Source organism: Cupriavidus sp. 05N39, assembly GCF_056397325.1.
In genome coordinates, this window is sequence record NZ_JBFTNE010000072.1 from 22,857 (window position 1) to 35,345 (window position 12,489).

General features: G+C 65.1%; 12 protein-coding genes and 1 pseudogene. 7 read left to right on the forward strand and 6 right to left on the reverse strand.

The features are described from left to right. The first annotated feature begins 252 nt into the window (after positions 1-252). A complete protein-coding gene (locus AC1DN0_RS28400) occupies positions 253-2,499 on the forward strand; it encodes a phosphocholine-specific phospholipase C (protein ID WP_477146178.1) in 2,247 nt (748 codons plus the stop codon). 57 nt (positions 2,500-2,556) lie between these two features. On the opposite strand, the gene AC1DN0_RS28405 is transcribed toward AC1DN0_RS28400, so the two are convergent. Beyond that, positions 2,557-2,787 (reverse strand): zinc-binding dehydrogenase, encoded by a 231-nt coding sequence (locus AC1DN0_RS28405; RefSeq protein WP_441634534.1) that lies wholly within the window; start codon positions 2,785-2,787, stop codon positions 2,557-2,559. 316 nt (positions 2,788-3,103) lie between these two features. After that, positions 3,104-3,958, reverse strand: a complete 855-nt coding sequence (locus tag AC1DN0_RS28410; protein WP_441634536.1) for an alpha/beta fold hydrolase — start codon at positions 3,956-3,958, stop codon at positions 3,104-3,106. A 369-nt stretch (positions 3,959-4,327) separates the two neighbouring features. Between AC1DN0_RS28410 and AC1DN0_RS28415 the strand changes: the two genes are divergently transcribed. Continuing rightward, a complete protein-coding gene (locus tag AC1DN0_RS28415; RefSeq protein WP_441634538.1) occupies positions 4,328-4,963 on the forward strand; it encodes a CGNR zinc finger domain-containing protein in 636 nt (211 codons plus the stop codon). Positions 4,964-5,163: 200 nt separating this feature from the next. Then, positions 5,164-5,271 (forward strand): annotated as a pseudogene (locus AC1DN0_RS28420) (hypothetical protein); the annotation flags it as partial. A gap of 131 nt (positions 5,272-5,402) precedes the next feature. On the opposite strand, the gene AC1DN0_RS28425 reads toward AC1DN0_RS28420, so the two are convergent. Next, positions 5,403-5,840, reverse strand: a complete 438-nt coding sequence (locus tag AC1DN0_RS28425; protein WP_441634540.1) for a helix-turn-helix domain-containing protein — start codon at positions 5,838-5,840, stop codon at positions 5,403-5,405. Between the two features lie 76 nt (positions 5,841-5,916). On the opposite strand from AC1DN0_RS28425, the gene AC1DN0_RS28430 reads away from it, so the two are divergent. Next, the gene (locus AC1DN0_RS28430; protein ID WP_441634542.1) at positions 5,917-6,798 is read left to right on the forward strand and encodes a class I SAM-dependent methyltransferase; all 882 of its coding nucleotides are present in this window, start codon (positions 5,917-5,919) and stop codon (positions 6,796-6,798) included. Beyond that, a complete protein-coding gene (locus AC1DN0_RS28435; protein WP_441634544.1) occupies positions 6,791-7,297 on the forward strand; it encodes a DUF2938 domain-containing protein in 507 nt (168 codons plus the stop codon). The genes AC1DN0_RS28430 and AC1DN0_RS28435 overlap by 8 nt, the downstream gene beginning before the upstream one ends. 82 nt (positions 7,298-7,379) lie before the next feature. Here the strand turns inward: AC1DN0_RS28435 and AC1DN0_RS28440 are convergent, their stop codons facing one another. Beyond that, the gene (locus AC1DN0_RS28440) at positions 7,380-7,697 is read right to left on the reverse strand and encodes a hypothetical protein (protein ID WP_441634546.1); all 318 of its coding nucleotides are present in this window, start codon (positions 7,695-7,697) and stop codon (positions 7,380-7,382) included. Between the two features lie 54 nt (positions 7,698-7,751). Continuing rightward, positions 7,752-8,654, reverse strand: coding sequence for a LysR family transcriptional regulator (locus tag AC1DN0_RS28445; RefSeq protein WP_477111645.1), 903 nt, complete (start codon positions 8,652-8,654; stop codon positions 7,752-7,754). A gap of 149 nt (positions 8,655-8,803) precedes the next feature. On the opposite strand from AC1DN0_RS28445, the gene AC1DN0_RS28450 reads away from it, so the two are divergent. Then, positions 8,804-10,000 (forward strand): serine hydrolase domain-containing protein, encoded by a 1,197-nt coding sequence (locus tag AC1DN0_RS28450; protein ID WP_441634548.1) that lies wholly within the window; start codon positions 8,804-8,806, stop codon positions 9,998-10,000. Continuing rightward, positions 9,997-11,217 (forward strand): MFS transporter, encoded by a 1,221-nt coding sequence (locus AC1DN0_RS28455; RefSeq protein ID WP_441634550.1) that lies wholly within the window; start codon positions 9,997-9,999, stop codon positions 11,215-11,217. The genes AC1DN0_RS28450 and AC1DN0_RS28455 overlap by 4 nt, the downstream gene beginning before the upstream one ends. Here AC1DN0_RS28455 and gltS read toward each other — a convergent pair. Next, on the reverse strand, positions 11,183-12,382 hold the full coding sequence (gene gltS / locus AC1DN0_RS28460; RefSeq protein WP_441634552.1) for a sodium/glutamate symporter: 1,200 nt from the start codon (positions 12,380-12,382) through the stop codon (positions 11,183-11,185). The two genes, AC1DN0_RS28455 and gltS, sit on opposite strands and share 35 nt — an antisense overlap. Positions 12,383-12,489 lie beyond the last annotated feature (107 nt).

Genomic DNA, 12,489 nt, shown 5'->3' on the forward strand with positions numbered 1-12,489 from the left:
CTGGCAAACAAGCCGACTTATTTCTTTCACATTCATCAAGCTCCCCCATGTTTCCCAAAAGCCTTGCAAGACCGCTTGCCGCCATCTTGATCGCGGCCGCGACGCTCACTGCATGCGGCGATGATGGCACCGACACGTCCGCCGCAAAACCCTCGACGCCGGGCACCACAGAGCCCGAGAAGCCCGCCGCCCGGGATATGCGTTGCGCGCCTTGAACCACGACCAAGAATCCAACGAGCACAAGAACAGAAGATGAACTCACGCCGTAATTTTCTAAAGACAGTCACCGGCGCCGGATTTGGCGCGGCAGCACTGGCGGCCTTTCCTCCCAGCATCCGCAAGGCGCTGGCGATCCCGGCCAATAACGCCACCGGCACCATCAAGGACGTCGAGCATGTGGTCATCCTGATGCAGGAGAACCGCTCGTTCGACCACTACTTCGGCACGCTCAAGGGCGTTCGCGGCTTCGGCGACAGGTTCACCATCCCGCTGCCCAACGGCCGCAAGGTATGGCAGCAGCAGCGTACCAACGGCGCCGTACTCACCCCCTATCACCTGGACGGCAGCGCCAACAACGCGCAGCGCGCCGCTGGAACGCCGCACGCTTGGGTGGACAGCCAGAAAGCCTGGGACAACGGGCGCATGGCAAGCTGGCCTACCCATAAGACAGACACCTCGATGGGGTACTTCAAGGAAAAGGAGATCCCGTTCCAGTTCGCGCTGGCCAACGCGTTCACGCTGTGCGATGCGTACCACTGCTCGATGCATACCGGCACGGATGCCAACCGCTCCTTCCACCTGACCGGCACAAACGGCGCCGCCGCCGGCGTTGCCTTTGTCAATAACGAGTGGGACTGGATCGACGGCCTGCCTGCCACGGCCAACAGGGGCTACACCTGGAAAACCTATGCGGAACGCCTGGAAGAAGCAGGCATCAACTGGATCTCGTACCAGAACATGCCGGACGAATGGGGCGACAACATGCTGGGCGCGTTCCGGCCGTTCCGCCTCGCCAACATTGCGTCCGGCTTCCCCGTATCCAGCGGCGGCGCACCCGGCGTACCCTATGCCAATACCGGCCAGGCCCTGCCGTACCACGCCTACGACGCTGCCACGGACAATGCCGCCAACCCGCTTTACAAGGGCATCGCCAATACGCTGCCGGGGATCGGCCCCGAGAGCTACCTGGATGCGTTCAAGCGGGACATCCGCGAGGGCAAGCTGCCCCAGGTGAGCTGGATGAACGCGCCTTCGCTCTATTGCGAGCACCCCGGGCCGTCCAGCCCGGTGCAGGGGGCGTGGTTCCTGCAGGAAGTCCTGGATGCGCTCACTGCCGTGCCCGAGGTATGGAGCAAGACCGTGCTGCTGGTCAACTTCGATGAGAACGACGGCTACTTCGACCATATGCCCTCGCCGTCGGCGCCGTCACGCAACGCCGACCTGTCGCTGGCCGGGAAGTCAACGCTCGGCGATGCCGACATGAGCGCCGAGTACTTCAGCCATCCCGCGCCGGCAGGCAGCAGCAGCCAGCCGGCAGCGGATGGCCGCRTCTACGGTCCGGGTCCGCGCGTGCCGCTGTTCGCGATTTCGCCGTGGAGCCGCGGTGGCTGGGTCAACTCGCAAGTGTTCGATCACACGTCGGTGCTGCGTTTCCTGGAGGCGCGCTTTGGCGTCGCGGAGCCCAACATTAGCCCGTTCCGCCGCGCCGTCTGCGGCGACCTGACCAGCGCGTTCAATTTCAAGACACCGAACGACGAAGCCCTGCCCACGCTTGACGGCCGCAGCACGCGCGCCGCGGCGGACCAGTTGCGCAACGCGCAGCAAGCGCTGCCCGCCGTGCCGTTGCCGCTGGACATGCAATTGCCGATCCAGGCCAGCGGCACGCGTCCCTCGCGCGCGCTGCCTTACGAGCTGCACACCAGCGCCCGCTGCAACGCCGCGGGCGTGGTGGAACTGGTGTTCTCCAACACGGGCTCGCAGGCCGCGGTGTTCCACGTCTACGACCGCTACAAGCTCGATCGGCTGCCGCGGCGCTACGTCGTGGAAGCCGGGAAATTGTTGAGCGACACCTGGAACGCGCGCCGGGACAACCTCGGAATGTACGACCTCTGGGTCGTCGGCCCGAATGGCTACCACCGGCACTTCAAGGGCGATACCGGCCGGATCGCCGACACCGGCGCCGCGCCGGAGATCCGCGTGTGCTATGACATCGCCAATGGCGACGTCTATGCAGAGCTGATGAACGCCGGCGACAAGGCCTGCAATTTCACCATCACGCCGCAGGCTTACCGCAAGGACGGTCCGTGGCCGGTCAAGGTCGCCGGCAAGGGCGCCGACTCCAGGCACTGGTCCCTGGCGGACAGCGGCCAGTGGTACGACTTCTCGGTGACCTGCGACAGCGACCCCGCGTTCTACCGGCGTTTTGCCGGACGGGTGGAAACGGGCAAGCACACGGTGAGCGACCCGGCCATGGGGGTGAGCGCGGACCCGCTCGGCTGAACGGGAGGCGCGCCGCCTGACCGGGGCGGCGCCCTCTGCCCGCAAAGGCCGAAGGCCCTACGACGGCATCCACCACCGATGCAGCCAGCGCGCCAGCGCATCGAGAATGGCGCTGTTGCCGACGAGGTCGAGTACCGCGTCAACTTGCTTTGCCTCGGCAATTCGCTTCGAAAGGTCCGATCCCTCAAGCTCGACACGTGTCACGCCCAGACCCTCCGGCATCTCGAAACGCTCGCGAGTGCGTGTTGTTGCGATGACCCGCGCACCGGCATTGGCCGCCAGTTTCACCGCCGCCCGTCCAAACGATGATGTCGCACCCCGGATGACCAACGTCTGTCCCTCCGAGATGTCGAGATTGCGAAACAGGCAGGTCCATGCCGTTGCATAGGCTTCGGGGATGGCCGCCAGTTCGGACCAAGCAGGCTGGATGCAATCAATGCCACGCTGGACACCGGTGCGCGCGTGTATTCCGCATAGCTCCCGTTGGTGGTTCGACCGAGACCTCCCATCAATGCAGCGACCTTCGCCCCAACAGGGAACTCGCCGCCGGTGTCAATTTGATTGGTGTGTTTTGGCCGTTCCATATCGACCAAACAGCCACACTTCAACTAACAAGAAAGTCACGTATCGCCGCAGCGATTTCTGGCGTATGTGTCTCAAGGGCGAAGTGGCCCGTATCGAAGAAGCGCACCACCGCGCCAGGGATGTCACGTTTGAATGCCCTGGCTCCAGCTGGCAGGAAGAACGGATCGTTCTGACCCCAAACAGCCAGAAACGGCGGCTTGTGCGTTCTGAAATACTGCTGAAACGCGGGATACAACGCGACATTGCTTTTGTAGTCGCCAAACAGGTCAAGTTGAACCTCGTGCGCACCGGGACGGCCCAGGTAAAAAGTATCGAGCGAGTAGCCGTCCGGCGATACGGAGGCCGTGTCAGATACCCCGTGCGTGTACTGCCAGACTGTCGTTTCCGGAGTCAACAGGGCGCGAAGTGCCTCACGGTTGCCCTGCGAAGGATCTCGCCAATAGGCCCGGATAGGGTTCCAGCCTTCGCTCAGTCCTTCCTCGTAAGCATTGCCGTTCTGGGAAATGATCGCGGTGATCCGCTCAGGATGTTTCAGCGCAAGCCGAAAACCCGTCGGCGCACCGTAGTCGAATACGTAGACGGCAAAGCGATCAAACCCGATCACTTCGGTAAACCTGCCAATCACGTTGGCAATGTTGTCGAACGTGTAGGCAAACGTGTCATGGGCCGGCATATCCGACCGGCCGAACCCGGGTAGATCCGGCGCAACAATATGGAAGCGCTCCGACAGTTGCGGGATCAAGTCCCGAAACATGTGGCTCGCGCTTGGGAAGCCGTGGAGAAGCAGCACTTTCCGGGCATCAGCACGACCGGCTTCTCGATAGAACACCTTGAAGCCGTCGACGTCGGCGTGGCGATAGGACATAGGGGGCATGACGCTCTCTCTCGTGAGTTGTAACGTTTCCAATAGCTAAAACAAGTTGGAAGCGGCTGCCACCATCCAAAGCGGCCTCCGCTTTCCAGCATACGCATCACCGACAAGCAGAACTGGCTGTCCGATTCGTTCCAGCGCTCCATCCAGTGCGGCAAAGTCTTCAGCGCGCGACGCCAGCGACAACCGTGCAGAGATTGCATTGACGCTCCATTAAATCGTCCAGTTGCTTGGAAGGCACACGCGACACAACCGAACCATGTAACCTCTCTAACATTGATAACAAGGTTATTTTATTGGGCTGTAACTTGTCAAGACACTTTTGAGCGGTTACCATGAACACCATCAACACTGCGCACCAGGTCACTTGAGATGGACTTCCAACGTGTTCCCGCAATATTCGTGGCCGATGCGCCGGGCCTTGATTTTCTGAACTCGGTTGCCACACCGACGGGTGAGCAAGTCGACTGGATCGGTGATGGGGAAGGTCTTCTGGCCTGGCTGGAACAGGCAGGCCTGGTGCCGCGCAGCACCCTCGAGGTGCTAAGGTCGGAGGCGATGCCAGGTGAACTCGATGGCGTCGCTGCACAGGCGCGAAGTCTGCGGGAATGGTTCAGGGGATTTGTCCAGCGTACGAAGGGACGACCGCTGGTCGGCGAGGACTTGCGTGAACTCGAACCGCTAAACCGCCTGCTGGAGCGGGACGAAGGGTATGGCGAGATCGTTGCCAACGCGCCAGGGGCGTCAATGGCCTTCGGACTACGTGCGACTCGACGTTGGCGCTCGCCGGAGTTGTTGCTGATGCCGATAGCCGAGGCAATCGCGAAACTCGTTTGTGAAGAAGACTTTTCGCATGTGAAAGCGTGCGAGGGTCCTCAGTGCACGCTGATGTTTACCGATCACACGCGGGGCCACGGCCGCAGATGGTGCAGCATGGCGATCTGCGGTAACCGCTCCAAGGTTGCGGCTCACCGTAAACGGCTAAAGGAGCTGGCGCGGCTGGGGTAATGGACGACTTCGGCTGGGAACACCTACTCCCGCCTCGATACCCGCGAATTGATCGAGCATGGCAAGGCGGCCATCGAAACCCAGATGATCCGATCTGGAACGCCAGAAGCAGGTGCTTGAACGCTACTGCGCCCGGCAGGGCTGGACGGTCGAGGTCATCGCCGATCTTGGCTCGGGCATGAATTGCCGCGCTGGCGAGGCTGCACGCCCGCATCGCGGCGATTCGCTCAGACGCGCCGCACCAGCTTACGACTGGCCTGACGCGTCGTTTCCATACCATCGGCATTGAAGACCTGAACGTGCGCGGCATGCTGAAGAATCGCCGCCTGTCCCGCTCCGTTGCGGACATGGGCTTCGTCGAATTCGGGCGGCAACTGGAATACAAGGCGGCGATGCGCGGCGGCTTGGTGGGATGTCGTCGCTAGCCGCCACCCTGGAGCTAGTTCCGCGGCGGCGGCGGAGCCTTCTTCCCTGGCGATCCCACAGCGCCAGATGCGGCGGCCCGCAGGATGCGGCGGAACTTGGGGCATTCCATGTGGCTCGGTGCGGGGCAGGCAGCGGCATGCCGCAGGCCATCGCGCATCGCGCTCAGTCTGCGGATCGTCTTGTCCAGCTCCTCCGCCTTGGCGGCGAGCATCCGCCGGTCGATGCGCGGCCGCCCCTCCGGCGCGAACATCAGCGCAATTTCATCGAGCGAGAAACCGGCGGCACGCCCCAGCGCGATCAGCGCCAGCCGTTCCAGCACGCCGGCATCGAACAGGCGGCGCAGCCCTCGCCTGCCGGTGGACGCGATCAGCCCCTTTTCCTCATAGAACCGCAGCGTCGATGCGGGAACGCCGGATTGCTGCGCCACCTCGGCTATGTCTAGTTGTCTCACCCCTCTTGACCTCAAGTCGACTTGAACTAGCATAGTTTAGCTTCCGCTCCTTGAGGGCAAGCAAAGGAAGACGATCATGGATATCACGCACCAGACCGGAAACGAGCAGACGGCGCTCTGGAACGGCCGCGCCGGACGCGCCTGGGTCGAGTCGCAAGTGTTGCTCGACCAGATGCTCAAGCCGTTCGAAGACCTGCTGGCCGAAGTGGCGCGCGCCGGATCCTGGCGCCGGGTGCTTGACGTCGGCTGCGGCACGGGCGGCACGACGCTCGCCGTTGCGCGGCAGCTCGGCGCCGAGGGCTATTGCACCGGCATCGACATTTCCGAGCCGATGATCGCCGCCGCCCGGGCACGCGCCAGACAGGAAGACACGACGGCAAACTTCATCCGCGCCGACGCGCAGACCCACGCCTTCGCGCCCGCCAGCTTCGACATGATCATTTCGCGCCTCGGCGTCATGTTCTTCGACAATCCGGTCCTGGCCTTCGCGAACTTGCGGCGCGCCGCGAGCGACGACGCCGGACTCCGGTGCCTCGCCTGGCGCAGTGCAGCGGAAAACCCGTTCATGACGACGGCCGAGCGCGCCGCGGCGCCGCTGCTGCCGGACCTACCCGCCCGCCAGCCTGGCGCGCCGGGACAGTTCGCCTTCGCAGACCGGCATCGGGTCGCTTCCATCCTGGAAGAGAGCGGCTGGGCCGCGATCGACATCCAGCCGATCGATGTCGAGTGCACCCTGCCGGAGAAGGCGCTGACCGGCTACCTCACCCGGCTCGGCCCCGTGGGCCTGATCCTGGAAGATGCGGACGAGCGCACGCGCGCGCAAGTCATCGACACCGTCCGCGCCGCCTTTGATCCCTATGTGCGCGGCGACGAAGTTCGCTACACCGCTGCCTGCTGGATGGTCAGCGCCAGAGCGCCGTCCGCGTCAGGCGCACCTAAGGAGGCAGCCAATGTCTGAGGCCACGGATTATCTGGTGGGTGCTGTTCTGATCGGGGCCGGCGCGACGGCGGTGATGGACATCTGGGCAGTCGCCCGCAAACGGATGCTCGGCATTCCTCCGCTGGACTACGGCCTGGTGGGCCGCTGGCTTGCCCACCTGACACGCGGGCGCTTTCGCCACGATCCCATCGCCGCTTCGCCGCCCGTCCGGGGCGAGCGCCTGATCGGCTGGATCGCCCATTATCTGACCGGCATCGCGTTCGCGGCCACGCTGCTCGCGCTCTGGGGCCTCGACTGGGCCCGTCATCCGACGCTGGGCCCCGCGCTGATCGTCGGCATCGGCAGCGTGGCGGCGCCCTTCCTTGTGATGCAGCCGGGCATGGGCGCCGGCATCGCCGCCAGCCGCACGCCGCGTCCCGCCGCCGCGCGCCTTCATAGCCTCGTCACGCACGGGATGTTCGGCCTTGGGCTCTACGGCGCTGGCTGGGCTATGCGTCTGTTTGGTACGTTTCAATGACCGCGCCGTGGTTGGCGGCTCCAACCATCCCGGGCCCTCATTGCCAGCGCGGCCCGCCTCGGCCTTAAGCGGGGAGTCGCCGTCATGGCGCCCCGTAGCCTACCGATTTGCCGGGCAGCCCTTTGCGAATCCACTCCTCATATTCGACCAGGACATAGGTGTCGATTGCCCAGACGACCATCAGCACGTTGAGGGTTGCCAGCCATGCGATGAACCAGAGCCCCTTCCGGTTTGCGCCAAAAAGAAGCGCTAGTAGCACTGATGCCATCGACATTAGGTCCAGATAGTGGGGCGTAATGCCCACATGATTCACTCGAACGTAGAAAACTCGATACAGAACATACAGTATCGACATCAGTGCCGGCATCGCGGCAATCAAGATTAGGATCTTCGCTTTCATCTTGAAGGAGTAAACACTAAATCTGGATACGCGGAATCGTCGCCAAACCACCCATCAGCATCCAGTACCGCCACCCGGAAATACCCGCTCGCCCAGGAAGTCGATCAACACCCGCAGCTTGGGCGACAGGTGCCGGCTGGCCGGCCACAGCACGCGAAAGGTGCCGCTGCGCTCCACGTAGTCGCCGAGTACGGGGAGCAGCCTTCCATCGGCCAGCGCGTCGCGGATCGCGAAGTCCGGCAGGCAAGCGATCCCCAGGCCTTGCAGGGCAAAGCTCATGCGCGTCTCGATGTTGTTGCAGATCATGGAGGTGGGCAGGTGCGGCTCCGGGTCCGACTCGTCGCGGCGCAGCGGCCAGGTTTCCAGCTTGCCGCTGTTGGGAAAGCGGTAATGCAGGCAGGCATGCCCGGCCAGGTCGGCGGGATGCCGGGGCAAGCCGCGCTGTGCGAGGTAGGCCGGGGCGGCTACCAGCAGGATCCGGAAATCGCCGAGGCGCCGCGCCGACAACCGTGAGTCGGCCGGCTCGCCAGTGCGCACGACCGCATCGAAGCCTTCCTCGATCACGTCCACCATCCGGTCGGTAAAGTCCAGGTCCAGTTCGATCTCCGGGTACCGCCGCATAAAGTCGCCCAGCACCGGCAGCACCAGCGAACTGACCAGCGGCAGGCTGACGCGCAGGCGCCCGCGCGGCGCCTCGGCCGCGCGGGACAGCTCTTGTTCGGCCGCCTCGATTTCCGCGAGGATGCGCCGGCTGCGCTCCAGGAACAGCGCGCCCTCGGCCGTCAGGGTGATGCTGCGCGTGCTGCGGTGAAACAGCCGCGCGCCAAGCTTTTCCTCCAGCCGCGCCACGCTCTTGCCCACGGCCGATGCCGATACGCCCATCAGGCGGCCGGCCGCCACGAAGCTGCGCGTCTCGGCCACCTGCACAAACACTGTGAAGCCACTCAGGCTGTCCATGGATTTTTCCCGGCATGCTTATTACGGACAACGTTGTCCGGATAACCAGGAACTCTAGCCTACTTTTTCCTGAGTCGAATGTTTCTTATCGTTYGCTTGTACTTGCAATCCMTTGCAATCCTTGCAATCCGCAACGAAGGAAAACGCGCATGACCTCCCGCACCTCCACCCTGTCCGACGGCGTACCGCCTGCCCACCTGCGCACGCGCGTCGACGCGGCGATCGACCAGGCCCTGGCCGAGCACCGGCTGGTCGGCGCCGTGGTGCTAGTCGCCCGTGACGGCGAACTGATCCACAGCCGCGCCGCCGGCCTGGCCGACCGCGAGGCGGCCCTGCCGATGCGCGCCGATGCGTTGTTCCGCCTGGCTTCGGTGTCCAAGCCCATCATCTCGGCCGCCGCCATGGTGCTGGTGGCGCAAGGCCCGCTCGGGCTCGACGACGCAGTGGCCCGCTGGCTGCCGGCGTTCACGCCGCGCCTTGCCGACGGCAGCCCCGCATCCATCACGGTACGGCAGTTGATGAGCCACACCGCCGGGCTGGGCTACCGCTTTTTCGAGGCCGACGGCAACGGGCCCTATGCCCGCGCCGGCGTATCGGATGGCATGGACCAGCCGGGTATCTCGCTGGCGGAGAACCTGCGCCGCATTGCCAGCGTGCCGTTGCTCTACAAGCCCGGCACCGCCTGGGGCTATTCGCTGGCAACGGACGTGCTCGGCGCCGTGATCGAGCGTGTTTGCGAAGCGCCGCTGGGCGACGCTGTGCGGGCGTTGGTCACGGGGCCGCTGGGTATGCGCGACACCGCCTTTGCTGCCGTCGATGCGGACCGCCTGGCCACCGCCTACGTCAACCACACGCCGGTGCCGCGCCGAATGCGCGAGCGGGATGTGGTCCCCGTCCTTGAAGGCACGGCAGGCATCCGCTTCGCGCCCGCGCGCGCCCTGGACGCCGGCGCGTTTCCCTCCGGCGGCGCCGGCATGGTGGGCAGCGCGGGCGACCTGCTCCTGTTACTGGAAGCGCTGCGCCAGGGCGGCGGCCCCCTGTTCCCCGCCGCGTGGGTGGAGGAAATGGGGCGCAACCAGACCGGCGAATGGGGTCCGCCCGATGCGCCTGGCACCGGCTTCGGCCTGGGATTTTCGGTGCTGCGCGATCCGGCTCTGGCGGGTTCGCCAGAATCCGCGGGAACCTGGCGTTGGGGCGGTGCCTACGGCCATTCCTGGTTCGTTGACCGCGTCAGGGCCTTGAGCGTGGTTGCGTTCACCAACACCTTGTACGAAGGCATGTCCGGCCGCTTCGTGACCGACCTGCGCAATGCCGTCTATGCGGCCGGGATGGAAATACAGCCATGAACGCCGGCCGCTCCCTGTTCTTTATCGCGCTAGGCCTGTTCGGCCTCTACGCCATCGAGTTTGGCGTGGTTGGCATCCTGCCGGCGGTTGTCGAACGCTATGGCATCACGGTGGCCCGGGCAGGCTGGCTGGTCGGCTTGTTCGCGCTGGTGGTGGCCGTGTGCGGGCCGTTCATGGTGCTGTGGCTGTCGCGCCATGCGCGGCGCAGGGTGCTGGCGGGCGCGCTGTTCGTGTTCGCCGCGTGCAGCGTGCTGTCGGCCTGGGCACCGGACTTCGCCACGCTGATGGCGCTGCGCATTGTCCCCGCGCTGCTGCATCCGGTGTTTTTTTCGCTGGCGTTCGCGGCAGCCGTGTCACTGTACCCGCGGGAGCGGGCTACGCATGCCACGGCCATGGCCTTCGTCGGCACCAGCATGGGCCTGGTGCTGGGCGTGCCCATCACGGCGTGGATCGCGGCGCGTTTTTCCTACGAGGCGTCCTTCCTGTTTTGCGCCGCCGTGAATGCCGCGGCAGGCATCGGCCTGCTGGCCGTGCTGCCGGATGAGCCAAAGCGGCCAGCCCCGGCGCAGGGTGTGCCCGCCATCCGGCCGTCGGCGATCCTGCGCAAGCTGCCCGTCTGGCTCAACCTGCTGGCCACCGTGCTCATCTTCGCCACCATGTTCTCGGTCTACAGCTACGCGGCCGAGTATCTCGCGCGCGAGGCCGGCATGGGCGGCGAAACAATCAGCGTGCTGCTGGTGGTCTTCGGCATCGGCGGCGTAGCGGGCAATCTGCTCGCCGGCAGGCTGCTGGGCAAGAGCCTGGCGGGGACCGCACTGCTGCACCCGGTGGCGCTTGGCGGCGCCTACCTCGTGCTCTACGCCTGTGGCAGCGCCAGCTTCTTGCCGATGATCGCGGTCTGCCTTCTGTGGGGCGCGGCGCATACCAGTGGCCTGATCGTCAGCCAGATGTGGCTCGCCTCCGCGGCGCCGGAAGCGCCAGAGTTCGCCACCAGCCTCTATATTTCGGCCGCCAACCTGGGCGTGGTGTCCGGCGCGGCGGTGGCGGGCGGGTTCATTACCGCCGTGGGCATGACGGGCGCGGTGTGGAGCGGCTGGCTGTTTGCCGTGCTGGCTACGCTATGCACGGCGCTGAAGGTGTTGCTGTTCGACTGCAAACCCGATGGCACCGGACCGGCAGACCCTAGGACACTGGGAGCAGCAGCAAGTAGGCCTTGATCACGATCGCGTTGGCAAGGTCGATGAAAAAAGCGCCAACCATCGGCACGACCAGGAAGGCCAGGTGCGACGGCCCGAAGCGATCGGTGATCGCCTGCATATTGGCAATGGCGGTAGGCGTCGCCCCCAGGCCAAAGCCGCAATGCCCGGCGGCCAGCACCACGGCGTCGTAGTTGCGCCCCATCACGCGGAAGGTGACGAACATCGCGTAGGCAGCCATGGCGGCCGCCTGCGCAGCGAGAATCGCCAGCAGCGGCAGCGCCAGCGCGGACAACTCCCACAGCCGCAGGCTCATCAGCGCCATCGCCAGGAACATCGACAGGCTGACGTTGCCCAGCACGGAGACCGCACGGTCGAACACGCTGTACCAGCCCAGCGCCGCCAGGCCATTGCGCAGGATCACGCCGATGAACAGCACCCAGACGAAGGTAGGCAGGGAGAACCAGCTCTGCGCAAGGACGCTTGCCAGCGCCTGCCCGGCGGTCAGGCAGACCAGTATCAGGGCAAGCGTCTCGATCAGCGCCGACGCGGTGATCAGCCGCACCGCGGCCGGCTCTTCGAAATTGAGCGGATCGGGCTCGGGCGCGGCGCTGCCCGGTGTCTGGATCTTGCGCAGCAGTACGCGCGCGACAGGCCCGCCCAGCAAGCCGCCCAGGACCAGCCCGAACGTGGCGCAGGCAATGGCCAGCTCCGTGGCGGCAGTCAGGCCGTACTGGCTGGCGAACGTGTGGCCCCAGGCCACGCCGGTGCCATGGCCGCCCGACAAGGTGATCGACCCCGCCAGCAGCCCGACGACCGGCTTCAGCCCCAGGACGGACGCCATGCCGATACCGATGGCATTCTGCAGCACGAGCAGGCCGACGACCACAAACAGGAAGATGGCAATGCTCTTGCCGCCCCGGCGAAGACTGGCGAGATCGGCGCTGAGCCCGAGCGTGGCAAAGAACGCCAGCATCAGCGGCGTCTGCATGGTGAGATCGAAGCCGACTTCGGCCCCGGCGAACGCGCGTGCGGCATAGAGCGCGAGCGCCACCACCAGGCCGCCCACCACCGGCTCGGGGATGCTGTAGGTTTTCAGGACGGGTGTGACGGCGATCAGCTTGCGGCCGGCAAGCAGGACCAGCGACGCGGCCACCAGGGTTTCATACGTGTTGAGTTGCAGCAAAGCTTGGTCTCCCGCGGAATGCGCTAGTCTGCACCACGGGAGCGCCGGCTGGATATTAAAAGTTTTCCATCAGCCACTTTACAAAGTCACGCGCCGGCGACAACCGG